Below are 23,449 nucleotides of genomic sequence, written 5' to 3'. Positions count from 1 at the left end.
ACCCGAAGTACCCGAAGTACCCGAAGTACCCGAAGTACCCGAAGTACCCGAAGTACCCGAAGTACCCGAAGTACCCGAAGTACCCGAAGTACCCGAAGTACCCGAAGTACCCGAAGTACCCGAAGTAGTCCCCGAAGTACCTGAAGAACCCGACGTCCCAGAAGAACCCGACGTCCCCGAAGTCCCCGAGCTGCCGCCCGTCCCTGACGTGCTCGGCTTGATCGTCGGCGGCGTCGTCGGTCCGTCGACCGAGCCGCAACCATAGAGTGCGAGCAGCGACGAGACGGCCATCGTTACCGTCGTCTTCTTGAAGAGTTTGTGCATGTTGGCCTCGACATTGGAAGTGTGTCCAAGCCTCCTCTGCAAATTCCGCGCCACGACAGCTTTCCCGAAACGGTGTCGCGCTTTATTGCAGGAATCGGGAATATACGCGCGATTTAAACGGAGTTCCGGCGGTTTCGAGCGACGGGCACGCGCGGTGCGCCGGCGTGGCGGGAGCGATGTTCCCGTAAGCCGCCGTAACGCGCGGCGCGATGTTACGTAGCGTTCGATATCGCGTGACGCGGGCGGCCGCGAACCGAGGGCCGCATCTTTGACGAAACGGGCCGGCCCGATGAACATGGCGCGACATCCCCGGCTGCCGACGACGCCGCAACCACCACCACTCCACACAGGACACGGACATGAGCGAACAGGACAGGGAATACGGCAAGGCGCGACGCATCGACGTGATGGGCGACGCGTTCGTCGAGCGCGCGATGCGCGACCTCGACGGCTTTTCGCGCCCGCTGCAGAACTGGCTGAACGAGCACGCGTGGGGCAGCACGTGGCAGCGGGGCGGGATCGACCTGAAGACGCGCAGCCTGTGCACGTGCGCGATGCTGGCGGCGCTCGGCCGCAGCACGGAACTGAAGGGTCACATTCGCGGCGCGCTCAACAACGGCGCGAGCCTCGTCGAGATCCGCGAGGTGTTGCTGCACAGCGCGCTGTACGCAGGCGCGCCGGCCGCGGTCGAGGCATTCCGCAGCGCGCGGGAGGTGATCTCGGATCTCGGGTTGTCGGTACCCGACGACGAAGCCTGATTCCGCCGCGGCGCCGGCGGCACGGCACGGAATCAGGCCCTGTTACACGGTCGCGGCTTACGCGATGCGTGCCGACGGCGCGGCCACCTCGGCCGGCGCGGCGGCGACTTCGAGCAGCCAGTCGGCCGTGGCTTCCGGAATCGTGACCGGCAGCATGTGCCCGCCCTCGACCACCTTCAGCCGCACGCGCGCCGATTTCTTCGCGAGCGCTTCGCCGTGCTCGCGCCAGTTCAGGATCGGATCGGCGCGGCCATACAGTACGTCGACCGGCAGCGCGAGATCCGGGTAGCGGCGCTCCATCGCGGGCAGGTCGACCGGGGCCGATAGCAGGTCGGTCGCGGTCGCATAGAACACGTGCGGGCGCATCCCGAGCAGTCCACCCCCCTTGACCGGGAAGTCGCGCGGCACGTCTTCCGGCGCGAACACCTGGCGCACGGCCTTGCGGCCGGTCAGGATCGTCAGCGGAATCGCGAAGGTCCACGACACGAAGCGGCGCACCAGCGGCGACGGCAGCATCAGCGGCTTGAACGGCGCGGGCGGCTCGCTCTGCTCGTGCGACAGCGGCGCGATCAGCGCGAGGCGGCTCACGCGGTCCGCATGATTGAGGCCGACCGCGAGCGCGATCGCGCCGCCGAGCGAGTGGCCGACCAGCACCGGCTTGTCGAGCTTCAGCGCGTCGATGAACGCGGCGACCGTGCGGGCCTGCGCGAACACGTTCGCCTGCGAGCCCGCGCCGCGGAGCGAGCGGCCGGCGCCCGGCCGGTCGATGAGGATCACGCGATGCTGCTGCGCGAGCCGCGCGAGCGGCAGGTACGCGAAATTGCGCAGTTGCCCGGCGAGCCCGTGGACGAACACGATCGGCGGGCCGTTGCCGTATTCGACGTAGTGGATGCGGTCGCCGCCGATGTCGACGAAGCGGCCTTCGGGCGGAAACGCGCGCGTCACGCGGCGGGCCACGTAACCGGTAAACAGCGCGAGCGCGGCGAGCACCGCGACGACGCCGAGCAGCACGTTCTGGATCAGATGGAGCGTATGGGTCATGTCGGCCTCAGCGGGTTTCGAGTGCGGGTTCGGCAACCGGCGTCGTGGCGGCCGGGCCGGCTTTCGCGCGGCGTTCGAACTGCATCGCCGAATCGGCGAGTCCGCTGAACTTCAGCGATGCGAGATCGAGCACGTAGTTCTGGTGGAACTTCCACGGCTTGCTGTGCCCCTGCTTAGGCAGGATGCCGGCCGCGCGCTGGATGTAGCCCGAGCTCAGGTTGACGGCCGGCACGTTGCCGGGATCGCCGGTGCCGAGCCGCGGCACGCACGTGTCGTAGCCGTTCGCGCGCATGTGGTTGAGCAGCCGGCACACGTAGCGCGCGATCAGCTCGGCCTTCAGCGTCCACGACGCATTCGTGTAGCCGAACGACGAAGCAAGGTTCGGCACGTCGCTGTACATCATCCCCTTGTACGACACGGTGTCCGGCAGGTCGACCGCGCGGCCGTCGACGGTGACGCGCGCGCCGCCGAGCATCTTCACCTTCAGCCCGGTCGCGGTAACGATCACGTCCGCGTCGAGCTGCTGGCCACTCTTCAGCTTGAGGCCGGTCGGCGTGAAGCGCTCGATCTCGTCGGTGACGATCGACGCGCGGCCCGAGCGGATCGACTTGAACAGGTCGCCGTTCGGCACGAGGCACACGCGCTGGTCCCACGGCATGTAGCGCGGCGTCAGGTGCTTCGCGACGTCGAAGCCGGGGCCGACCTGCTTGCTGGCCGCGCGGATGATGAACTGCTTCGTCCGGTCCGGCTTGCGGCGCGACACGTTGTACAGGTACATCGTCAGCAGCACGTTCTTCACGCGCACGAGCCGGTGCGCGAGCCGCGACGGCAGCACGCGGCGCAGCGCGTTCGCGATCTTGTCGCGGGCGGGCAGCGACACGATGTAGGTCGGCGAGCGCTGCAGCATCGTCACGTGCTGGGCATCGGCCGCCATCGACGGCACGAGCGTGACGGCCGTCGCGCCGCTGCCGATCACCACGACGCGCCGGTTCGCGTACGACAGGTCCTTCGGCCAGTGCTGCGGATGCACGAGCTTGCCTTCGAACGTGTCCATCCCCGCCCAGTCGGGCAGGTAGCCGGCGTCGTAGTCGTAGTAGCCGCTGCACATGAACAGGAAGCGGCAGGTGTAGACGAGCGTGTCGGTCGCACCGTCGCGCGTGCGCTCGATGCGTACCGTCCAGCGCGCGCGGTTCGAATCCCAGTCGGCCGCCACCACCTTCTGGCCGTAGCGGATCGTCTTGTCGATGCCGTATGCGCGTGCGGTGTCGCGGATGTAGTCGAGGATCGTCTGGCCGTCCGAGATCGCCTTGTCGCTGTGCCACGGCCGGAAGCTGTAGCCGAGCGTGAACATGTCGGAATCCGAACGGACGCCCGGATAGCGGAACAGGTCCCAGGTGCCGCCGATCGCATCGCGCGCCTCGACGATCGCCACGCTGGCATACGGGCAGCGCTGCTTCAGGTGATAGGCCGCGCCGATGCCGGACAGGCCGGCGCCGACGATCAGCACGTCGAGGTCGTAACTGTCGCCACGGGCGTCGGGGGCGGGCGGCGCAGCGCGCCGGTCGGTCGTCGTCGAGGTCATGCGGGATCCTTGGTCGGCGTGGTCGGGAGCGCGGCCGGGGCATGCGCGCGTTCGAGGTTGCGGGCACGGGCGCGGCGTACGTGGCGCAGCATCAGCCACTGGTAGCCGGCGCCGAGCAGGCGCGCGATCCGGTCGAGCCGGCGCGCATCGGCGCCGACGAGCACGCGCCGCGCATTGCGCTCGACACCCGCGAGGATCTGCCGTGCGGCGTCGTCGGCCGTCGTCGCGTTGATCAGGCGGTTAGCCTGGCGGCGATGGGTCGCTTCGTCCTGGCCCGTGAGCGCGTGAATGCTGGTATCGACCCGGCCTGCGTCGACGATGCTCGTCGCGACGCCGCCCGGATGCACGCAGGTCGCGCTCACCGGCGCGCCGTCGAGTTCGAGCTCCATCCGCAGCGCCTCGGTGAAGCCGCGCACCGCGAACTTGGTCGCGTTGTACGCGCTTTGCGTCGGCATCGCGACGAGGCCGAACAGGCTCGACGTGTTGACGATGTGCCCGTCGCCCGATGCGCGCAGATGCGGCAGGAACGCCTGCGTGCCGTGCACGACGCCCCAGAAGTTGATGCCGACGATCCATTCGAGATCGGCGATGCGCGCGGTCCCGGCGCTGGCGGCCAGCGACACGCCCGCGTTGTTGAAGACCAGGTTGACCTTGCCGTGCTCGGCGCGCACGAAATCGGCCCATGCGAACACCGCATCGCGGTCGGACACGTCGAGCCGCCGCGTGCTCACGCGCACGCCGTGCTGCGCGCAGGCGGCCGCCGTGCCGGCGAGCCCGACGTCGTTGACGTCGCTCAGCGCGACCTCGCAGCCGCGCCGCGCGAGCTCGACCGCGAGGCTGCGGCCCATGCCCGAACCGGCGCCCGTGATCGCGGCGACCTTGCCGGAAAACCCGTTCATTCGTTGCTCCTCCCGTTCCGCTTGCGCTGCGCCGGCGGCGCGTCTAATGTGGTGTTGTTCGTCACCACTTTAGTTTTCGGGTGTCCTGATGTCAAATAGCGGAATGGAGAAAGCACTCGAAACGGAAAAGAAGGGCCGGTCGTATGGCGGCGTGGCGCCCGAGGTGCGGGCCGCGGAGCGGCGCGACGCACTGATCCGCGCGGCGACGCGCGTGTTCGGCACGGTCGGGTTCCGCAAGGCGACCGTGCGGTCGATCTGCCAGGAAGCGAAGCTGAACGATCGCTATTTTTATGCGGCGTTCGAGAGCACCGAGGATTTGCTGCGCTGCACCTACCTGCATCACGCGCAGCAGCTGCACGACGCGGTCGGGCGGGCAGTGGCCGAGCGCGGCGGCGATCTGCGCGAGAGCGTCGATGCGGGGCTCGCCGCGTTCTTCGCGTTCCTGCGCGACCCGTGCGCGGCGCGCGTGCTGCTGCTCGAGGTGATGGGCGTGAGCGCGGACACCGACATGACCTACCAGCGCATGCTGATCGATTTCGGCAAGCTGATCATGGCGATCGGCGCGCCGCGCGAAGCGGCGACGCCCGCGGAGCGCACCGAGCAGCGGCTGATCGGGCTCGCGCTCGTCGGCGCGATGACGAACGTCGGCGCGGCGTGGCTGCTCACCGAATATCGCGATCCGGAGGCGCAGATGGTCGCGAGTTGCAGGAAGGTGCTGCTGGGGACGTTGCGGGAGGCGGGGTAGATGCGCGGGCACGGGGCCGGTTGCCCGCGATCAGGCATGGCCGCTAATCGATAACAAGGAATCTATGCAAGCACGAAACCGATGGTTGCGCCGCATGACGTCGGCGGGAATGGCTGTTTCCGTCCTGGGGCTGACGGGCTGCGGCTGCTGGCCGTTCAGCGAGTCAACGACTTCTGAAACCGTGTGGAAGTCGCAGACTTTCGCGGCGAAGTTCAAGAACCGGGACCAGGAAGGGGATCGATGCCGCGATGCGATCTACACGCGACACCTCAAGGACGCCATTGCAGCGTGCAAGAGCGGGGAATATGAAAAGATCCGCAACGTCATTACCGGTGAGCCCGTGAAGCTCAGCCTGGCGAAGGCAACTTGCGAAGAGGCGCAGGACGAACTGGATCATGGCCTGCCCACCGGGTTTGACCAGAGGATCTTCAATCTGAAGCCGCTGCCCGACGAGTACGAAGCGTGCATGGCCGACAGTGGATTCAAGCGCGAACAGGTCGAGAAGAAGGCGTGCTACGTCAAGTTCATGTGACGGGCTTGCTGCCTGGCGAGACTGGCGTCGAACCATGGCGGCGGCGAAGCGGAACTGGCCGTCATGGATGTCGGATCATGCTACGTGCATGAAGAGATGTTTCCTCGTTCCGCTGCGACGTCTTCTTTGGCTAAGCAGGGCGTGAACGCTTCGTTGTTGGCGCCCCCGCCGTCTCCCCGATCCTCGCCTTCATCGCATCGACGAACGCCCGCACTTTCGGCGAAGGCAGCCGCGTCGACGGATACACCGCATGAATCCCGGCCGGCGCCGAGCGCCACGTGGGCAGCAGCCGCACGAGCCGCCCGGCTGCGACGTCGTCAGCGGTCGAGAAATCCGTCAGCAGCCCGAAGCCGCCGCCCGCGAGCACGATCGCGCGGCACGCGGTGGCGGTGTTCGACACGACCTGCGCGACACAGCGCACGGAAGCGGTGCCGCCGTTCACGTCTTCGAGTTCGACCGTGTGCGGGCGCGGCAGCGTCGACAGCATCACGAACGGCAGCGCGCCGAGCGCATCCGGATCTTGCGGCCGCCCGTGGCGCGCGACGAACGCGGGGCTCGCGACCAGCCATTTCTCGTACGTGCCGAGCTGCACCGCCCGATAGTTCGAATCGGCGAGGCGGCCGATGCGGATCGCGACGTCGAGGTTGTCCGCGACGAGATCGACCACACGGTCGTTCGCGACGAGTTCGACGTCGAGCCCCGGATGCCGGTCGCGCAACGCGACGACGGCAGGCGCGACGACCAGCGCGCCGTAGTCGATCGGCACGCTCACGCGCAGCGTGCCGCGCAGCGGCCCCGCGTCGGACGACACCGCGTCGAGCGCGCTTTCGGTGGCGCGCATGATGTCGCGGCACGCGTCGTAGAACGCCCGCCCCGCATCGGTCACGCTCAGCCGCCGCGTCGTGCGCACCAGCAGGTTCGCACCGACCTCGGATTCGAGGCGCTGCATGTGCGTGCTGACGACCGTCTTCGCCAGGCCGAGCCGCTCGGCCGCGGCCGTCAGCGAGCCGGCGTCGACCACCGCGACGAAGATCGCCAGCCGGTTCAGGTTCACGTCGCGCAGATCGGCCATCGTCGATTGTCCTATGGAAAAGGATAATGTTTCCTCGATTATCCGTCTTCTGGTGACGAACGGCGAGCGCTACGCTGCGGTTGTTCGTCGCCGATCCCCGGCGGCGCGAGATTCCGGAGAGTTTCCATGTCTGCCGCCAGCAAGCCTGCTTCGCCGATTCGTGTCTATTCGTTCCTGCTCTCGGGGCACGCACATCGCGTCCGGTTGTTCCTGTCGCTGCTCGGCCTGGCGTCCGAGACCGTCGACGTCGATCTCGCCGCCGGCGCACAGCGTGAACCGGCCTTCCTCGCGCTCAATCCGCTCGGGCAGGTGCCCGTGATCGACGATGGCGGCACGGTGATTGCCGATTCGAACGCGATTCTCGTGTACCTCGCGAAGCGCTATGGCGACGCGCACTGGCTGCCTGACGACCCGGCCGGCGCGGCAGTCGTGCAGCGCTGGCTGTCGTATGCGGCCGGGCCGATCGCATCGGGGCCGGCCGCCGCGCGGCTGGTGACCGTGTTCGGCGCGAAGCTCGACCAGGAGGCCGCCAAGCGCACGGCCGCGAAAGTGCTCGACGTGATCGACCACGAGCTGGCCGGCAAGCCGTTTGCCGCCGGCGCACAGCCGACGATCGCCGATATCGCCGCGTACTCGTACATCGCACACGCGCCGGAGGGCGGCGTGTCGCTCGAGCCGTATCCGCACGTGCGTGCGTGGCTGGCGCGCATCGAGGCGCTGCCGGGCTTCGTCGCGATGCCGACGACGCGCGTGGGCCTGCTCGCCGCATAACGCACACCGAAGCCGCGCCTGCTCAGGGAGAACGTGATGAACACCCCGACCGCCGTCGTACCGGGCTGGGAACTCGACACAGCGCCGTTTCACGCGGGCGAGCTCGCGGTGCAGCAGCGCGCGGGCGTGACGGACGCTGCGGGTTCGGCTGGCCGGCGCGGGATCCGGCGCTTCATGCCGGACCAGCACCGGACGTTTTTCGCGCAACTGCCGTTCTTCGTGCTCGGTGGCGTCGATGCGCACGGCCAGCCGTGGGCGACGCTGCGGGCGGGCGCGCCGGGGTTCGTGACGTCGCCCGACGCGCGCACGCTGCGCATCGCGGCGCGCGCGCTGCCGGGCGATCCGCTGGCCGGCGCGTGGCAGCCGGGCGCGCCGCTCGGCGGGCTCGGCATCGAGTTCGATACGCGGCGGCGCAATCGCGTCAACGGCGTCGTGCGCGCGGTCGACGGCGATGCGTTGACGATCGCGGTCGAGCAGAGCTTCGGCAACTGCGCGAAGTACATCCAGGGCCGCAAGCCGACGTTCATCGCACGGGAAGGCGATACGTCCGCCGGGCCCGACGTGTCGGACGCGTTGAACGATGCCGACCGTGCGCTGCTGGCGCAGGCCGATACGTTCTTCGTCGCGAGCGCGAACACGTCGGCGGACGCGGGCGCCGCGCGCGGCGCGGACGTGTCGCATCGCGGCGGGATGCCGGGCTTCGTTCGCGTCGACGATGCGCGCACGCTGACGACGCCGGATTTCAGCGGCAACCGCTTCTTCAACACGCTCGGCAATTTGCAGCACGATCCGCGCGCGGGGCTGCTGTTCGTCGATTTCGACAACGGCGACCTGCTGTATGTGGCTGCGCGCGCCGAGATCGTGTGGGACGGGCCGCTCGTCGCGTCGTTCGACGGTGCGCAGCGGGTCGTGCGGTTCCATGTGCGGGAAGTGCGGCGCATGCGCGCGGTGCTGCCGTTCCGGTGGTCGGCGGTCGAGCGTGCGCCGCAGTTCGCGGCGATGGCGGCGGGGGTGGGGGCAAACGCAGTTGCAAGCGCAGGCGCAGTTGTGGTGCCGTCCGCATCCGCATCCGCATCCGCATCCGCATCCGCATCCGCACCCGCACCCGAATCAACATCGGCATCGACGACCGCATCGACATCGGCACCCGCATGGCGGCTGCTGCGCATCGCGAAGATCGTCGACGAAGCGCGCGCGATCCGCTCGTTCCATTTCGAACCGGTGGACGGCGGCACGTTGCCCGCCTACGAAGCCGGGCAGCACCTGACGCTGCGCGTCGCGCTGCCGGGCAGCGATTCGCCGGCGATTCGCAGCTACACGCTCTCCGATGCACCGGGCGGCGCGCATTACCGGATTACCGTGAAGCGCGAAGGGCGCGTATCGGCGTGGCTGCACGAGCACGCGCAGGCGGGCATGACGCTCGACGCGCAGATGCCGCGCGGCCGCTTCTCGTTCGATCTCGCGAGCCCGCGCCCGGCCGTGCTCGTGTCGGCCGGTATCGGCATCACGCCGATGATCGCGATGCTGCGCCGTGCGCTGGCCGACGATCAACCGTCGCGTCGCGTGGTGTTCGTGCACGGGGCGCGCGAATCGGATGATCGACCGTTCGCCGAGGCGCTGGCGCGCGTCGCAGCTACCGACGAGCGGCTGTCACTCCACTGGTTCGACAGCCATCCTCACGAAGGCTCGGCAGCACATGCCGGCCGCATCGACGTTGCCCAACTGAAGCGGATTCTTTCGTTCGACGATTACGACTTCTACCTCTGCGGACCGTCTGCGTTCATGCGCGACTTGTACGACGGACTGCGTGCGTTGAACGTGCCGGACGAACGCATCCGTTTCGAGGCATTCGGGCCGTCGAGCGTGGTACGCAGCGCGACCCGCGCGGCCGCAACGCCAGCGGTGGCGGGCGTGCCGGTCGTATTCCGGCGCACCGGCCGCGAAGCCGCGTGGGTGCCCGCCGACGGCACCTTGCTCGAATTCGCGGAGGGGCAGCGCGTGGATGTGCCGTCCGAATGCCGCTCCGGGTCGTGCGGCACGTGCGCGACGCGCGTGCTGTCCGGCGCGGTCGACTACGAGCAGGCGCCCGATGCACCGGTCGAGCCCGGCTGCGCGCTGCTGTGCGTCGCGCGGCCCGCGCAAGGGTCGGAACCGCTCGTGCTCGACCGCTGACGCACCCTGCGACACGCCGCCGCAGACGGCCTGCTGCGCGAAAAGCGCGCGCAACTGCTTCTTTTTTCGGATGCCGGTCGGATCGACGATAGCGTCAACCGATAGATGAAAGGAGCGCAATCATGAAACTGCTCGGCATGATCAAACTGGTCCTGTGGAGTTTCTTCGGCGTACGCAACAGCAAGGCGCACGCGACCGATCTCGCAAACGCCAACTTCACGCTGCTGCCGTTCGTGGCGATCATCCTCGCGGTGCTCGTCGGGGCGGTCATCTACGGCGTCGTGCACCTGGTCGTCGATCCGACCGTGACGATGCAGGGGTTCTGAGCGGCCACCCGCCGGATCCCGAGCGGGAGAACGTTCCCGCTCCGAATTCCAGCCATATGACCGGCGCGCAACTGCGCCGGTGATCGAGGCGGCCGCGCATGACGTCAGTCACGCGCACATCGGCACCGTCGCCGTGCCGCCCGAGTCGCACTGTCCCGACTCCCGACTCCCGACTCCCGCCTTCGCCGCCTCCCGTTTCGCCCGATTCCAGGGCGGCCAGCCCTGTCCGGGGTAAAATGCGCGCCGCGCCGCGATGTCGCGCGCGACGGGCACGCCGCCGTTCCATCGAACGGTGCGCGCAAGTACGTCGCACCGGCCCCGAGGCGTTCGAAGCGTCCCCCCGCATGACCAGACCGCGCGATGCAGCCGGCGCCCGACACGCCTCCGACGAACCCGTCGACGGCTGCGTCGGTTCCCGGTGCGTCACCTGAATCCGAGTCCCATCCTGCGTCTTACCGACCGAGCGGCCCGCTTGCGCGCCGTATCGTCCGGTTCGTCTGATGAATATCGGGCCGGCGCATGCGTCCGGCGGAGGGGCCGGGTCCGGTCGCGGGCACGCTTCGCAGCTTCTTAACGGGTTTCGACAGGGTCGAGTGGCGAGTTTTCCATCCAGAACAATGACGGTGAATAGAACAACAGCGTCGCCCGCACGGCGGCGGCGCGCGAAGGTCGGGCTTGGCGTCGGTCTCGGCATCACGCTTTTCGCGGCACAGGCCGCCGCGGCGCAGGGCGACACGCCTGCGCCGGACGTCGACGCAGCCGGCAGCGCGACGCTGCCGACGATCACGGTGAGCGGCGAGCGCGGCAACGCGCTGCGCGTACGCAACGCGTCGGTCGCGGGGCTCGACGACACACCGCTGCGCGATACGCCGGCGTCGGTGAGCGTCGTCACGCGCGCACAGCTCGACGACCAGCAGGCAAAGCGATTGAGCGACGTCGTGCGCAACGACGCGTCGGTCGTCAACGACTATGCGCCGGTCGGTTATTTCGAAGGCTTTGCGATCCGCGGCTTCCCGGTCGATCTCGCGAGCGCGATCCGGATCGACGGGCTGACGGTGTCCGGCGAGCAGAACGTGCCGCTCGAGAACAAGGAACGCGTCGAGATCCTGAAGGGGCTCGCCGGCATCGACAGCGGCGTCGTCGCGCCGGGCGGCGTGATCAACTTCGTGACGAAGCGCTCGGCGAACGTCGCGAGCGTGACGGGTGGCGTCGACAGCCGCGGCTCGACCTCGGCGGCCGTCGATCTCGGCCGCCGCTTCGGCCCCGACAATCAGTTCGGCTTCCGGATCAATGCCGCGAAGGAGAACATGCACTCGTACATCGACGGCACGAACGGACGGCGCACGTTCGGCTCGATCGCCGCCGACTGGGACATCAGCCCGCGCGCGAGCCTGCAGCTCAATGCCGAATTCCAGCAATGGATCCAGCGTTCCGCACCCGGCTACCAGCTGCTTGGCGGCACCGTCGTGCCATCGATCAAGACGACGTCGAAGGCGCTCGGCACGCAGCCGTGGGCGAAACCGGTGACGACCGACGCGCTGAACCTGAACGCGCGCTTCGACTACCAGTTCAACGACGACTGGAAGGCCTATATCGCCGCCGGCCGCAGCCGCACGATGATCGACGACAACAGCGCGTTCGCATACGGCTGCGCGTATGCGGCGAGCTGCACGGCGGGTGCGACGTCGCCGTTCTTCTTCGGCGCGAACGGCGACTACGACGTGTACGACTTCCGCAGCCCTGGTGAATATCGTCGCAACGACGACCTGCGCGCGGTCACGACGGGCAAGTTCGCGACGGGCCCGCTGCGGCACGAGCTGACGCTCGGCGTGAGCGTGCAGCGCCGCGTCGTGAGCATGGCCGACGCCGTGTACGACTACGTGGGCAGCGAGAACATCTACGGGCCCGACACGACGTTCTCGCCGTCGCCGAATTCGCCCGGCCCGTCGTATCCGCGCCTCGATGCGTGGCAGTATGGCGTGTTCGGGCTCGACCGCATCAGCCTCGGCGAACACTGGCAGGTGCTCGCGGGCGGCAAGGAAGTGCTGCTGCGCCAGCGCAGCTGGAGCAGCCTCGACGGCGAGACGACGCATACCGACCGTTCGGTGTTCCTGCCGCAGGTCGCGCTCGTCTACAAGCCCGTGAACGTGCTGTCGCTGTACGCGTCGTACAGCAAGGCGCTGTCGCTCGGCGACCAGGCGCCCGTGCGCGCGACCAACGCGTATGCGTTCCTGCCGCCCGTCGAATCGCACCAGTTCGAGGTCGGCGCGAAATACGACTGGCTCGACCGGCTGAGCCTCACGGCCGCCGTGTTCTCGATCAGCAAGCCGTTCCAGTTCGCCGACCCGGACGCATCGGGCACGAGCTACACGTTCGTGCAGCGCGGCACGCAGCGGCACCAGGGGATCGAGCTCGGCGCGGCCGGGCGCGTGACCGAGCGTCTGGGGCTGACGGCCAGCGTCGCGGCGATTCGTGCGCGTGCATATGATTCGGGGTCGCCGGCGTACGAAGGGCACCAGATCATCAACGTACCGGCGCTGCGCGCGTCGCTGTATGCGGACTACGCGGTGCCGGGCGTCGCGGGGCTGAACGTGCTGGGCGGCGTCGAATACAGCGCGGCCCGCAACGCGAACGAGGAGGGCACCGCGCGCGTGCCGTCGTGGTTCGTGTTCAATCTCGGCGCGCGCTATACGACGAAGATCGGCGGCCATCGCACGGTGTTGCGCGTGTCGGTGGACAACCTGTTCAACAAGTTCTACTGGCGCGACGCGGGCGAGCAGCAGGGCGATGCGTACCTGTTCCCGGGTGCGCCGCGCACCGCGCGCGTGTCGTTGACCTATGATTTCTGACCGTCCGGAACCGGCCGCGTGACGCGTGGCCCCGGCAGCTAACCTGGAGAGCACAGACGATGTCCCCACTCGAAATCGCCGGCGTGATCGTCAGCGCGCTCGCGATCTGGCTGACCGCGAAGCGGCGCATGCTGTGCTGGCCGGTCGGGCTCGTGTCGGTCGCGCTGTACGGCTGGATCTTCTTCGACGCGAAGCTGTATTCGGACATGCTGCTGCAGGGCGCGTTCGCGATGCTGCAGGTGTACGGCTGGCAACGCTGGCTCGCGCAGCGTGCGAGCGAGGCCGACGGCAGCGCGGCGCCGGCCGGCGGCGTGCGGGCGGCGAACCTATCAAGAAAGCAGGAGGCATGACCGCAGTGCAGAAGATCAAAGTGTTGTGCGTCGACGATTCGGCGCTGATCCGCAGCCTGATGACCGAGATCATCAACAGCCAGCCCGACATGACGGTGTGCGCGACCGCGCCCGATCCGCTCGTCGCGCGCGAACTCATCAAGCAGCACAACCCCGATGTGCTCACGCTCGACGTCGAAATGCCGCGGATGGACGGGCTCGACTTCCTCGAGAAGCTGATGCGCCTGCGGCCGATGCCGGTCGTGATGGTGTCGTCGCTGACCGAGCGCGGCTCGGAAATCACGCTGCGCGCGCTCGAACTCGGCGCGGTCGATTTCGTCACGAAGCCGCGCGTCGGGATTCGCGACGGGATGCTCGACTACGCGGAAAAGCTCGCCGACAAGATCCGCGCGGCGTCGCGTGCACGCGTGCGCCAGGCGCCGCAGCCGCAGGCCGTCGCGCGCGCGGCGGACAGCCACCCGGCCGCGCCGATGATCAACAACCCGCTCGTCAGTACCGAGAAGCTGATCATCATCGGCGCGTCGACGGGCGGCACCGAGGCGATCCGCGAAGTGCTGACGCCGCTGCCGCCGGATGCGCCGGCCGTGCTGATCGCACAGCACATGCCGCCGGGCTTCACGAAGTCGTTCGCGCAGCGGCTGAACGGCCTGTGCCGGATCGCGGTGAAGGAAGCCGAGCATGGCGAGCGCGTGCTGCCGGGTCACGCGTATATTGCGCCGGGCCACGCGCACCTGTTGCTTGCGAGAAGCGGGGCGAACTATATTGCGCAACTGTCGGACGAACCGCCGGTGAACCGGCACCGTCCGTCGGTCGACGTGCTGTTCCGCTCGGCGGCGACGCACGCGGGCAAGAACGCGATCGGGGTGATCCTGACCGGGATGGGCCGCGACGGCGCGGCCGGCCTGCTGGAAATGAAACGCGCGGGCGCTCACACGTTCGCGCAGGATGAAGCAAGCTGCATCGTGTTCGGCATGCCGCGCGAGGCGATCGCGCTCGGCGGCGCGGACGAGATCGTGCCGCTCGCCGAGATGAGCCGCCGCGTGATGGCGCGCCTGGCGACGATGGGCGACCGCGTGCAGCGCGTTTGAATGGAATGTCACGGGGCGCGTGCCACGATACGCGTCCCGACGGAAACGAATCTGGAAAGGAACGACGATGGACAAGAGCATGAAAATCCTGGTGGTGGACGATTTCCCGACGATGCGCCGGATCGTCCGCAACCTGCTCAAGGAACTGGGCTACTCGAACGTCGACGAGGCCGAAGACGGCGCGGCCGGCCTGGCGCGGCTGCGCGGCGGCGGTTTCGACTTCGTGATCTCCGACTGGAACATGCCGAACCTCGACGGCCTCGCGATGCTGAAGGAAATCCGCGCGGACGCGACGCTCACGCACCTGCCGGTGCTGATGGTCACGGCCGAGTCGAAGAAGGAGAACATCATCGCGGCGGCGCAGGCCGGCGCGAGCGGCTACGTCGTGAAACCGTTTACGGCCGCGACGCTCGACGAGAAGCTGAACAAGATCATCGACAAGATGGCGAAGGCCGGGAGCTGACGTGAACGAGCCGATCCATGCCGCGCTGACCGGCGCCGGGTTCAGCGCCGACGGCCAGGCCGAAGGCGCCGATTTCGCGAGCGACCGCATCCTCGCGCGTATCGGCCATGTCACGCGCACGCTGCGCGATTCGATGCGCGAGCTCGGGCTCGACAAGCACGTCGAGCGGGCGGCGGAAGCCGTGCCCGATGCGCGCGACCGGCTGCGCTACGTCGCGACGATGACCGAGCAGGCCGCCGTGCGCGTGCTGAACGCGATCGAAGTCGCGAAGCCGATGCAGGAGCGCATCCAGAACGAGGCCGAGGCACTCGACGCGCGCTGGGCGCAGTGGTACGCGGCACCGATCGAGCACGCGGAAGTGCGCGAGCTGATGGACGATACGCGCACGTTCCTGCGCACGCTGCCGGAATCGACTTCGGCGACCAGCGCGCAACTGCTCGAGATCATGCTCGCGCAGGATTTCCAGGACCTGACCGGGCAGGTGATCAAGAAGATCATGGACATGGTCTACCTGATCGAGCAGCAGCTCCTCACCGTGCTCGTCGAGAACATCGCGCCCGAGCGGCGCGAGCAGTTCGCGGCCACCGCGGCTTTGCTCGCCGCCGAGCAGATGAGCTCGACCGGCAGCCCCGAGTCGCTGCTGAACGGCCCGCAGATCGCGCCGGAAGGCAAAACCGACGTGGTCCAGGACCAGGGGCAAGTGGACGACCTGCTCGCCAGCCTGGGCTTCTGACCCTGCCGCATGCATCGGCGCGCCGCGTGTCGCGGTGCCGCCCGATGCACGCGTCACACGTTCCCCGCACCGCTTTCCCGCGCGCGTCTCACTTGCGAGACCCAGCGTCGTCCTGCGTCAAATTGACACTTCGGCACACTCAGCAGGCATACTACGCGTCAGCAGCAACGTAGCGTCATTCGTAAGATTTCATATGTTGGAAGGTGGCGCGGGCACGATGGCCGTTCCGCCGGCAACGAAGCCAGTCCCTTGGGGGGGAACGTGAAGCTGAAACGCTTGGGCTGGGCCGTCACGCACGCGACGGCTGCAATGGGTGTGCTGTGGAGCCTCCACGCACACGCGGAACTGGGCGGCGCACCGATGTCGCCGCCGGCGGACGATCAGGCCGCAACCGTGCGCGCGCTGCAGCGTGCGATGCGTTCGGCAGACGGCGTGCAGACGAGCACGGCCGCCTATACCGTCCGCGAGATCACGCTCGGATCGGGCACCGTCATCCACGAATACACGTCGGCCGCCGGCAGCGTGTTCGGCCTCGCATGGCAAGGGCCGACGATGCCGGATCTTGCCTCGCTGCTCGGCAGCTATTTCCCGCAGTACACCGCAGGCGTCCAGGCGGCGCACAAGGCGCGCGGCTGGCGCGCGCCCGTGTCCGTCGACACGAGCGGCCTCGTGATCCGGACAGGCGGCCACATGGGCGCCTTCTCGGGCCAAGCGTGGCTGCCAGCGGCGCTGCCTGCCGGCCTGACCGGCACCGACATCCAGTGACAGCGGGAGAGCGATCTTGAGAATTCCTCGTACATTCAAGCGCTGGCTCGGCGTGCTGGGCCTCGCGGCGGCCACGGCCATCCTCGTGACGGCATGCGGCGGCGGCGACGGCGGCGGCAGCAGCTCGGGCAACAACGGCAACAACGGCAACACCGGTAACGGCGGCTCGGACGGCAATTCCGGGAACACGGCCGTCATCACCGTCAACGCCGGCGTCGCGAACGTGATCAACATCCCGACCGTCAGCCTGAAGGTCTGCGCGCCGGGCACGTCGAACTGCCAGGTGGTCAACAACGTGCTCGTCGATACCGCGTCCTACGGGCTGCGGCTCGTCGGCAGCGCCGTGTCGGGCGTGCTCGGCAGCCTCCCGCAGGTGACGAGCGGCGGCGCGCCGGTCGCCGAGTGCGGCAAGTTCGTGTCGAGCTATACGTGGGGTTCGGTGCGCACGGTCGACCTGTCGATCGGCTCCGAGCAGGCGAGCTCGCTGCCCGTGCAGATCATCGGCGATCTCGGCACGACGAACGTGCCGAGTTCGTGCACGAACGGCGGCGCGTCGGCCAACTCGGCGAGCGCGCTCGGTGCGAACGGGATCCTCGGCATCGGGCCGGCGCCGGTCGACTGCGGCACGACCTGCGCGACGTCGACGTCGACGAACAACAACTACTACGCATGCCCGAACGGCGACAACGCGAACTGCGCGGTGGCGCTCGTGCCGGTGGCGCAGCAGGTGGCCAACCCGGTGCATCGTTTTGCCGACAGCAGCGGGGTGAGCGTGAGCATGCCGACCATCTCGAACAACGGACAGGCGAGTGCGACCGGGACGCTGACGTTCGGCCTGCCCGACCTGACCGGAAAAACCGTGATGACGTCGACCACCACGGGCGACGTCAACGCGACGTTCCTCGGACGCAACGTGACCGCGTTCTTCGACACGGGTTCGAATGCGTACTTCTTCAACGATTCGTCGCAGACGGCCTGTTCGAAGAACACGCAGTTCTACTGCCCGTCGGCGTCGACCACCTACTCGGCGACGCTGACCGGCCAGAACGGCGTGAGCGGTACGGTATCGATGCCCGTCGTGAATGCGGATTCGCTGTTCTCGAACCCGTCGACGTTCGCGTTCAACGACATCGCGGGTCCGTTCGGCTCGTCCAGCTGGCTCGACGTCGGCATGCCGCACTTCTACGGCAAGACGATCTACTTCGGGATGGACAAGACCGCGAGCGGCGGCGCGGCGCCTTTCGTCGCGTTCTGACGCGGCACGGCAGTACGCTGAAGAGAGGGGGCGAGCGATCGTCCCCTTTTTTTATTCGCCGGCCGTGCGCGGCATGACGGGTCCGACCGGCGCGCCGCCGCGTGCGGGCACAGCGCCTACGATGTAATACCGGCATCCGTGCCGGCACGACATCGAGGAGGCAGCGCCATGAACCCGCGCATACAACGCATCACGCCGTTCCTGTGGTTCGACCGCGACGCCGAGGCGGCCGCCGGCTTCTACGTCTCGGTGTTCGACAACGCGCGCATCGTGCACGTCGCGCGCTACGGCAAGGCCGGCGCGCACGCGTCCGGCAGCGCGGAGGGCGCGGTGATGACCGTCGCGTTCGAGCTCGACGGGCAGGCGTTCGTCGCGCTGAACGGCGGCCCCGTGTTCCAGATCACGCCGGCCGTGTCGTTCGTCGTCAACTGCCGGGACCAGGACGAAATCGATCGCTACTGGGCGCACCTGTCGGAAGGCGGCGACGAGCGCGCGCAGCAGTGCGGCTGGCTGCGGGACCGCTTCGGCGTGTCGTGGCAGGTCGTGCCGGTGCAGATGAGCGAGCTGATGACGGGCGATTCGGCGCGCGCGGAGCGCGTGATGGCGCAGGTGATGACGATGAAGAAGCTCGACCTCGACGCGCTGCAGCGGGCGGCGGCGGGCTAGGGGCCGGGGAGTCGCACGGTGCTGGCGTGGACCGGCGAATCGGCGCCGGGGTCGGGGCTGCGCAAGCCCGCGAGCGGCCGGAACGGGTGCTAGACCGGTGGCCGGCCGTCACGCATCAGGCGCGTATGGTCGAGGAAGCGGTGACCGGGCCCGTACGTGGTGCTTTCGATCTGGACGGCGTCGGCCGGTGCGACCAGGCGCCCGGCGGCATCGACGGACACCGATTCGATCTCGACGACCGGCACGCACCAGGCCGCGCGGGCGCGTTCCGCCGGTTCGCCGCGCGCATCGACGCAGCGGAACGTGAAGCTTGCCGGGAAATCCTGCGCGCGCAGGGTTTGCGTCGATCCGTTCCACGCATGGTGCAGCGCGATCGTGCCGGGATGCGGCGCGTCAGGCGCCTGCGCGCCGGGCGGCGGAGCCGGCGTGCCTGCGCAGCCGGCTGTCAGCGCGCAGGCGAGCGACAACGGAACGAGCGGATGACGGAGCATGGTGCGGTTCGACCGGAATCGGTAATGGCGAAGGGTAGCGCGCTTTGCGCGCCCCCGTAATGCCGGCCGGTTAATCGAATGCAGCGCACGCTCGCCGATTATCGATCGCACCCGATTTCATTCGGATGTAATCAAATGCTGGATTATCCGGGCTGTCGTTTCTGTCAGGTCTTCAAGATTATTAAAATGACGCGGCATGCAAGTCGATGGCGCCGCATTCCGCTGTTGCAGCCGTTCCCGTGCCACTCCGCACCGTGCCTGCGGGCGATGCGGCCGGATACGCGCACTACCCGGAATGTGAAAAGAGATGGAGCCCGTGGAAATTCAAACATATAATGCCGGCGTTGTTTCCGGGGTCGTCTATATAAAACAGGAGGGTAATAAAATGAATTTTTCTGAAGCCGTTCGTTCCGTACTCAATAAATACGCGACATTCGACGGCCGCGCGCGTCGTGCCGAATACTGGTATTTCGTGTTGCTGAGCTTCATCCTTTCGATCGCCACCCAGATCATCGGCGTGGCAGGCCGCAACGCGGGCCTGATCACGGTGCTGCTGCTCGGCGTGCTCGCGCTGGTTTCGCTGGCGCTGATCATTCCGGGCATCGCGGTCAGCGTCCGCCGCCTGCACGATACGGGCCGCTCGGGCTGGTTCCTGCTGCTCGCGCTGATTCCGATCGTCGGCAGCATCCTGCTGCTCGTGTGGACGTGCTCGCGCGGCACCGAAGGTCCGAACCGCTTCGGCGAGGATCCGGTCGCGGTAGCCTGACCGACGCCTGCCCCGACGCGCGACGCCGTCGCGTCGGGGCCCGGTTTCGCGTCGCACCCGTCACGCCGTTTCACCGCTACACCCTTTCCGGACTTTTCCTCGCTTCGCACCGTCGCCGCTCCGTCCGGCGCCACCCCCCCGCTATCGCACCCGCCGGCACGTTTTTCCGCCGCGCCGCACACCGTTCCGTCCCCCGTCCAGCCGCGTTCGCACCGGCTCGCCCGATTCCCCGAAATACCCCCCTTTCCCGGCTTTGCTCGACCGATCGGCGTTTGACGCCTCCATGAATAATCGGTGTCACTGGAAAGCGGCATTCCGCCGTACCCGACTGGAGGCCCCGTGGCAGACGAGAGCGATCTCGACAAGACCGAAGCCGCCACTCCCAGGCGCCGCGAAAAGGCGCGCGAGGAGGGGCAGGTCGCGCGTTCGCGCGAGCTGGCTTCGTTCGCGCTGCTCGCGGCCGGGTTCTATGGCGCGTGGCTGCTCGCAGGCCCATCGGGCGGGCATCTGCAGGCGATGCTGCGCGGCGCGTTCACGTTCGATCGCGCGACCGCGTTCGACACGAACCGGATGTTGTCGGCGGCCGGCAGCGCGAGCCTCGAAGGTTTCGCCGCGCTGCTGCCGATCCTCGCGCTCACCGGCGTCGCCGCGCTGCTCGCGCCGATGGCGCTCGGCGGCTGGCTGATCTCGTCGAAGACGTTCGAGCTGAAGTTCGACCGCCTGAACCCGATCTCGGGCCTCGGCCGGATCTTCTCGATCCAGGGGCCGATCCAGCTCGGGATGTCGCTTGCGAAGACGCTGGTCGTCGGCGGGATTGGCGGCATCGCGATCTGGCGCAGCAAGGACGAGCTGCTCGGCCTCGCGACGCAGCCGCTCGGCGTGGCGCTGCCCGATGCGCTGCACCTGGTCGCCGTGTGCTGCGGCACGACGGTCGCCGGGATGCTGGTGGTCGCCGCACTCGATGTGCCTTACCAAATCTGGCAGTACAACAAGAAGTTGCGCATGACGAAGGAAGAAGTGAAGCGCGAGCATCGCGAGAACGAAGGCGATCCGCACGTGAAGGGGCGGATCCGCCAGCAGCAGCGTGCGCTCGCGCGCCGCCGGATGATGGCGGCGGTGCCGCAGGCCGACGTGGTCGTCACGAACCCGACGCACTTCGCCGTCGCGCTGCAATACACGGACGGCGAGATGCGCGCGCCGAAGGTCGTCGCGAAGGGCGTGAACCTCGTCGCCGCGCGCATCCGCGAACTCGCGGCCGAACACAACGTGCCGCTGCTCGAAGCGCCGCCGCTCGCGCGTGCGCTGTATCACAACGTCGAACTCGAACGCGAGATTCCCGGCTCGCTGTACTCGGCCGTCGCCGAAGTGCTCGCGTGGGTCTACCAGCTCAAGCGCTTCCGTTCGGAAGGCGGCGCGTTCCCCGCGATGCCGGTCGATCTGGAAGTGCCGGCCGACCTAGACAAGGGCGCGTCGGTGTCCGCCGACGATGAACGCGAAGAGCAGGAAGACACGCTCGGCAAGGGAGGTAGAGCATGATTAGCCCCCACGCTCACGTTCGTTCGCTGCTCCCCAAGGGGGCGGCTGCCGCCCTTGGGGCGGCCCGGCGGGAGGCAGCATGAGCACCCCGACCGGCCTGTTCGCGAAGCGCCCGAACATGTTCGCGGGTACCAACCTGCGCGCGCTCGCGGGCCCGATCCTCATCTGCATGATCCTGGGGATGATGATCCTGCCGCTGCCGCCGATGCTGCTGGATCTGCTGTTCACGTTCAACATCGCGCTGTCCGTGATGGTGCTGCTCGTCAGCATGTACACGATGAAGCCGCTCGACTTCGCGGCGTTCCCGAGCGTGCTGCTGTTCTCGACGCTGTTGCGCCTGTCGCTGAACGTCGCCTCGACGCGCGTCGTGCTGCTCGAAGGCCACACGGGCCCGGACGCGGCCGGCCAGGTGATCGAGGCGTTCGGCCACTTCCTCGTCGGCGGCAACTTCGCGGTCGGTATCGTCGTGTTCGTGATCCTGATGATCATCAACTTCATGGTGATCACGAAGGGCGCGGGGCGGATCGCCGAAGTGTCCGCGCGCTTCACGCTCGACGCGATGCCCGGCAAGCAGATGGCGATCGACGCCGACCTGAACGCGGGCCTCATCAACGAAGAGCAGGCCCGCAAGCGCCGCCTGGCCGTGTCGCAGGAAGCCGAGTTCTACGGGTCGATGGACGGCGCGTCGAAGTTCGTGCGCGGCGACGCGATCGCCGGCCTGATCATCATGGCGATCAACGTGATCGGCGGGCTGATCGTCGGGATGGTTCAGCACGACATGACGTTCGCCGCAGCCGGCACGAACTACACGCTGCTGACGATCGGCGACGGCCTCGTCGCGCAGATCCCGTCGCTCGTGATCTCGACCGCGGCCGGCGTGATCGTGTCGCGCGTCGCGACCGACGAGGACATCGGCACGCAGATCACCGGCCAGCTGTTCACGAACCCGCGCGTGCTGAACATCACCGGCGCGATCATCGTGCTGATGGGGCTGATCCCCGGCATGCCGCACTTCGCGTTCCTCGCACTCGGCGGCGGCGCGATCTGGCTGGCCCGCACGCAGACCAAGCGCGCGGCGGCCCGCAAGGCGGCCGGCGACCTGACCGACATCGCGCCGCCCGCGGTGCTGCCGTCGGACAGCCACGAGGCGACCTGGGACGACGTGCAGCTGATCGACCCGCTCGGGCTGGAAGTCGGCTACCGGCTGATTCCGCTCGTCGACAAGAACAGCGACGGCGAACTGCTCAAGCGCATCAAGAGCATCCGCAAGAAATTCGCGCAGGAAATCGGCTTCCTGCCGCCGGTGATCCATATCCGCGACAACCTCGAACTGCGGCCGAACGCGTACCGGATCGCGCTGAAAGGCGTCGAGATCGGCGTCGGCGAAGTGTTCCCGGGCCAGTGGCTCGCGATCAACCCCGGCCAGGTGACGGCCGCGCTGCCGGGCGCCGTCACGCAGGATCCCGCGTTCGGGCTGCCGGCCGTGTGGATCGACGTCGCGATGCGCGAACAGGCGCAGGTGTACGGCTACACGGTGGTCGACGCGAGCACGGTCGTCGCGACGCACCTGAACCATCTGGTCGTCCAGCACGCGGCCGAACTGCTCGGCCGCCAGGAAGTGCAGTCGCTCGTCGAGCGCACCGGCAAGGATGCGCCGTCGCTCGTCGAGGACCTCGTGCCGAAGACGATTTCGCTGACGACGCTGCAAAAGGTGCTGCAGAACCTGCTCGAGGAAGGCGTGCCGATCCGCGACATGCGCACGATCCTCGAGGCCGTGTCCGAACACGCGGGCCGCGGCGATGCGTTCGAGATCACGGCCGCGGTGCGGTTGTCGCTCGGCCGCGCGATCACGCAGCAGTGGTATCCGGGCGCCGGCGAAATGCAGGTGATGGGCCTCGACTCGAATCTGGAGCGCGTGCTGTCGCAGGCGCTCGCCACCGGCGCGAACCCGGGCCTCGAACCCGGCCTCGCGCACAACCTTCTGACCGGCACGCAACAGGCGATGCTGCGTCAACAGAATCTCGGGCTGCCGCCCGTGCTGCTCGTGCAGCACGCGCTGCGCGCGATGCTCGCGCGTTTCCTGCGCCGCAGCCTGCCGCAATTGAAAGTGCTGTCGTATGCCGAAGTGCCGGACACACGCACGATCAAAGTCGTTAACGTCATCGGGGGTTCCGCTTGAACATTCGCAAATTCACCGGCGCAACGAGCCGCGACGCACTTCGTCTCGTGCGCGAGGCACTCGGCGCCGACGCGGTCGTGCTGTCA

At 68.1% G+C, this 23,449-nt stretch carries 22 protein-coding genes and 1 pseudogene; 17 read left to right on the top strand and 6 right to left on the bottom strand.

Annotation, left to right across the window (positions count from 1 at the left end; genetic code table 11):
• The coding region (locus G3N99_RS13155) for a hypothetical protein (RefSeq protein WP_206122584.1) at nucleotides 1–259 on the bottom strand (259 nt) is incomplete at its 3' end.
• Nucleotides 260–683: 424 nt separating this feature from the next.
• Between G3N99_RS13155 and G3N99_RS13150 the strand changes: the two genes are divergently transcribed.
• Entirely contained in the window at nucleotides 684–1,082 is a 399-nt protein-coding gene (locus G3N99_RS13150) for a carboxymuconolactone decarboxylase family protein (RefSeq protein WP_206122583.1), read from the top strand.
• A gap of 57 nt (nucleotides 1,083–1,139) precedes the next feature.
• On the opposite strand, the gene G3N99_RS13145 is transcribed toward G3N99_RS13150, so the two are convergent.
• From G3N99_RS13145 to G3N99_RS13135, 3 genes are read right to left on the bottom strand one after another with little or no spacing between them, the layout of a single operon-like run.
• A complete protein-coding gene (locus G3N99_RS13145; protein ID WP_174982389.1) occupies nucleotides 1,140–2,123 on the bottom strand; it encodes an alpha/beta fold hydrolase in 984 nt (327 codons plus the stop codon).
• Between the two features lie 7 nt (nucleotides 2,124–2,130).
• Nucleotides 2,131–3,705, bottom strand: a complete 1,575-nt coding sequence (locus G3N99_RS13140; protein WP_174948127.1) for an NAD(P)/FAD-dependent oxidoreductase — start codon at nucleotides 3,703–3,705, stop codon at nucleotides 2,131–2,133.
• Nucleotides 3,702–4,604 (bottom strand): SDR family NAD(P)-dependent oxidoreductase, encoded by a 903-nt coding sequence (locus G3N99_RS13135; protein ID WP_206122582.1) that lies wholly within the window; start codon nucleotides 4,602–4,604, stop codon nucleotides 3,702–3,704. The genes G3N99_RS13140 and G3N99_RS13135 overlap by 4 nt, the downstream gene beginning before the upstream one ends.
• A 103-nt stretch (nucleotides 4,605–4,707) precedes the next feature.
• Here G3N99_RS13135 and G3N99_RS13130 point away from each other — a divergent pair, with 103 nt between their 5' ends.
• Together G3N99_RS13130 and G3N99_RS13125 are read left to right on the top strand one after the other, a co-directional pair.
• Entirely contained in the window at nucleotides 4,708–5,349 is a 642-nt protein-coding gene (locus G3N99_RS13130) for a TetR/AcrR family transcriptional regulator (RefSeq protein ID WP_241011612.1), read from the top strand.
• A 94-nt stretch (nucleotides 5,350–5,443) separates the two neighbouring features.
• The gene (locus tag G3N99_RS13125) at nucleotides 5,444–5,881 is read left to right on the top strand and encodes a hypothetical protein (protein ID WP_241011616.1); all 438 of its coding nucleotides are present in this window, start codon (nucleotides 5,444–5,446) and stop codon (nucleotides 5,879–5,881) included.
• A gap of 130 nt (nucleotides 5,882–6,011) precedes the next feature.
• Here the strand turns inward: G3N99_RS13125 and G3N99_RS13120 are convergent, their stop codons facing one another.
• Nucleotides 6,012–6,953, bottom strand: coding sequence for a LysR family transcriptional regulator (locus G3N99_RS13120; protein WP_206122581.1), 942 nt, complete (start codon nucleotides 6,951–6,953; stop codon nucleotides 6,012–6,014).
• Nucleotides 6,954–7,079: 126 nt separating this feature from the next.
• Between G3N99_RS13120 and G3N99_RS13115 the strand changes: the two genes are divergently transcribed.
• The 11 genes and pseudogenes from G3N99_RS13115 to G3N99_RS13065 all read left to right on the top strand — a co-directional run bounded on the left by G3N99_RS13115 (nucleotide 7,080) and on the right by G3N99_RS13065 (nucleotide 18,391).
• Complete coding sequence (locus G3N99_RS13115) at nucleotides 7,080–7,724, top strand: glutathione S-transferase (RefSeq protein WP_174982383.1); 645 nt, start codon at nucleotides 7,080–7,082, stop codon at nucleotides 7,722–7,724.
• A 36-nt stretch (nucleotides 7,725–7,760) separates the two neighbouring features.
• Nucleotides 7,761–9,896: a pyridoxamine 5'-phosphate oxidase family protein gene (locus G3N99_RS13110; protein WP_206122580.1), complete on the top strand. Its 2,136-nt coding sequence runs from the start codon at nucleotides 7,761–7,763 to the stop codon at nucleotides 9,894–9,896.
• 122 nt (nucleotides 9,897–10,018) lie between these two features.
• Entirely contained in the window at nucleotides 10,019–10,222 is a 204-nt protein-coding gene (locus tag G3N99_RS13105) for a DUF2970 domain-containing protein (protein WP_174916090.1), read from the top strand.
• 617 nt (nucleotides 10,223–10,839) lie between these two features.
• The gene (locus G3N99_RS13100; RefSeq protein ID WP_206122579.1) at nucleotides 10,840–13,071 is read left to right on the top strand and encodes a TonB-dependent siderophore receptor; all 2,232 of its coding nucleotides are present in this window, start codon (nucleotides 10,840–10,842) and stop codon (nucleotides 13,069–13,071) included.
• A 59-nt stretch (nucleotides 13,072–13,130) separates the two neighbouring features.
• A pseudogene (gene pnuC, locus G3N99_RS13095) lies at nucleotides 13,131–13,379 on the top strand (nicotinamide riboside transporter PnuC); the annotation flags it as partial.
• A gap of 38 nt (nucleotides 13,380–13,417) precedes the next feature.
• Complete coding sequence (locus tag G3N99_RS13090; protein ID WP_011350600.1) at nucleotides 13,418–14,509, top strand: chemotaxis response regulator protein-glutamate methylesterase; 1,092 nt, start codon at nucleotides 13,418–13,420, stop codon at nucleotides 14,507–14,509.
• Between the two features lie 67 nt (nucleotides 14,510–14,576).
• A complete protein-coding gene (gene cheY / locus G3N99_RS13085) occupies nucleotides 14,577–14,972 on the top strand; it encodes a chemotaxis response regulator CheY (protein ID WP_011350601.1) in 396 nt (131 codons plus the stop codon).
• Nucleotide 14,973: 1 nt separating this feature from the next.
• The gene (cheZ, locus tag G3N99_RS13080) at nucleotides 14,974–15,705 is read left to right on the top strand and encodes a protein phosphatase CheZ (protein WP_011350602.1); all 732 of its coding nucleotides are present in this window, start codon (nucleotides 14,974–14,976) and stop codon (nucleotides 15,703–15,705) included.
• Between the two features lie 261 nt (nucleotides 15,706–15,966).
• On the top strand, nucleotides 15,967–16,470 hold the full coding sequence (locus G3N99_RS13075; protein ID WP_174948072.1) for a DUF2844 domain-containing protein: 504 nt from the start codon (nucleotides 15,967–15,969) through the stop codon (nucleotides 16,468–16,470).
• A gap of 16 nt (nucleotides 16,471–16,486) precedes the next feature.
• Nucleotides 16,487–17,725, top strand: coding sequence for a DUF3443 family protein (locus G3N99_RS13070; protein ID WP_206122578.1), 1,239 nt, complete (start codon nucleotides 16,487–16,489; stop codon nucleotides 17,723–17,725).
• A 168-nt stretch (nucleotides 17,726–17,893) separates the two neighbouring features.
• A complete protein-coding gene (locus G3N99_RS13065) occupies nucleotides 17,894–18,391 on the top strand; it encodes a VOC family protein (RefSeq protein WP_206122577.1) in 498 nt (165 codons plus the stop codon).
• Between the two features lie 89 nt (nucleotides 18,392–18,480).
• Here G3N99_RS13065 and G3N99_RS13060 read toward each other — a convergent pair whose 3' ends face one another.
• Entirely contained in the window at nucleotides 18,481–18,882 is a 402-nt protein-coding gene (locus G3N99_RS13060; RefSeq protein WP_206122576.1) for a hypothetical protein, read from the bottom strand.
• 385 nt (nucleotides 18,883–19,267) lie between these two features.
• Here G3N99_RS13060 and G3N99_RS13055 point away from each other — a divergent pair, with 385 nt between their 5' ends.
• The 3 genes from G3N99_RS13055 (at nucleotide 19,268) to flhA (ending at nucleotide 23,363) form a co-directional block, all read left to right on the top strand.
• A complete protein-coding gene (locus G3N99_RS13055; RefSeq protein WP_174940333.1) occupies nucleotides 19,268–19,648 on the top strand; it encodes a DUF805 domain-containing protein in 381 nt (126 codons plus the stop codon).
• A gap of 339 nt (nucleotides 19,649–19,987) precedes the next feature.
• Nucleotides 19,988–21,184 carry a flagellar biosynthesis protein FlhB gene (gene flhB / locus G3N99_RS13050; RefSeq protein ID WP_174940055.1) on the top strand — a complete coding sequence of 399 codons (1,197 nt, stop codon included), beginning with the start codon at nucleotides 19,988–19,990 and terminating at the stop codon, nucleotides 21,182–21,184.
• A gap of 79 nt (nucleotides 21,185–21,263) precedes the next feature.
• Nucleotides 21,264–23,363 carry a flagellar biosynthesis protein FlhA gene (gene flhA / locus G3N99_RS13045; protein ID WP_174940053.1) on the top strand — a complete coding sequence of 700 codons (2,100 nt, stop codon included), beginning with the start codon at nucleotides 21,264–21,266 and terminating at the stop codon, nucleotides 23,361–23,363.
• Nucleotides 23,364–23,449 lie beyond the last annotated feature (86 nt).

Source organism: Burkholderia sp. Ac-20392 (assembly GCF_017104585.1).
Classification (GTDB): Bacteria; Pseudomonadota; Gammaproteobacteria; order Burkholderiales; family Burkholderiaceae; genus Burkholderia; species Burkholderia lata.
Note: the sequence above shows the minus strand (reverse complement) of the source record. Positions and strands in the feature narration are given on the sequence as shown.

Coding starts and splice junctions, on each gene's coding strand:
- G3N99_RS13140 (WP_174948127.1), bottom strand. CDS start 3,705: ATGACCTCGACGACGACCGACCGGCGCGCTGCGCCGCCCGCCCCCGAC.
- G3N99_RS13120 (WP_206122581.1), bottom strand. CDS start 6,953: ATGGCCGATCTGCGCGACGTGAACCTGAACCGGCTGGCGATCTTCGTC.
- G3N99_RS13090 (WP_011350600.1), top strand. CDS start 13,418: ATGACCGCAGTGCAGAAGATCAAAGTGTTGTGCGTCGACGATTCGGCG.
- G3N99_RS13130 (WP_241011612.1), top strand. CDS start 4,708: ATGGAGAAAGCACTCGAAACGGAAAAGAAGGGCCGGTCGTATGGCGGC.
- G3N99_RS13125 (WP_241011616.1), top strand. CDS start 5,444: ATGACGTCGGCGGGAATGGCTGTTTCCGTCCTGGGGCTGACGGGCTGC.
- G3N99_RS13115 (WP_174982383.1), top strand. CDS start 7,080: ATGTCTGCCGCCAGCAAGCCTGCTTCGCCGATTCGTGTCTATTCGTTC.
- flhA (WP_174940053.1), top strand. CDS start 21,264: ATGAGCACCCCGACCGGCCTGTTCGCGAAGCGCCCGAACATGTTCGCG.
- G3N99_RS13105 (WP_174916090.1), top strand. CDS start 10,019: ATGAAACTGCTCGGCATGATCAAACTGGTCCTGTGGAGTTTCTTCGGC.
- G3N99_RS13150 (WP_206122583.1), top strand. CDS start 684: ATGAGCGAACAGGACAGGGAATACGGCAAGGCGCGACGCATCGACGTG.
- G3N99_RS13110 (WP_206122580.1), top strand. CDS start 7,761: ATGAACACCCCGACCGCCGTCGTACCGGGCTGGGAACTCGACACAGCG.
- G3N99_RS13060 (WP_206122576.1), bottom strand. CDS start 18,882: ATGCTCCGTCATCCGCTCGTTCCGTTGTCGCTCGCCTGCGCGCTGACA.
- G3N99_RS13145 (WP_174982389.1), bottom strand. CDS start 2,123: ATGACCCATACGCTCCATCTGATCCAGAACGTGCTGCTCGGCGTCGTC.
- G3N99_RS13055 (WP_174940333.1), top strand. CDS start 19,268: ATGAATTTTTCTGAAGCCGTTCGTTCCGTACTCAATAAATACGCGACA.
- G3N99_RS13135 (WP_206122582.1), bottom strand. CDS start 4,604: ATGAACGGGTTTTCCGGCAAGGTCGCCGCGATCACGGGCGCCGGTTCG.
- G3N99_RS13100 (WP_206122579.1), top strand. CDS start 10,840: ATGACGGTGAATAGAACAACAGCGTCGCCCGCACGGCGGCGGCGCGCG.
- cheY (WP_011350601.1), top strand. CDS start 14,577: ATGGACAAGAGCATGAAAATCCTGGTGGTGGACGATTTCCCGACGATG.
- G3N99_RS13065 (WP_206122577.1), top strand. CDS start 17,894: ATGAACCCGCGCATACAACGCATCACGCCGTTCCTGTGGTTCGACCGC.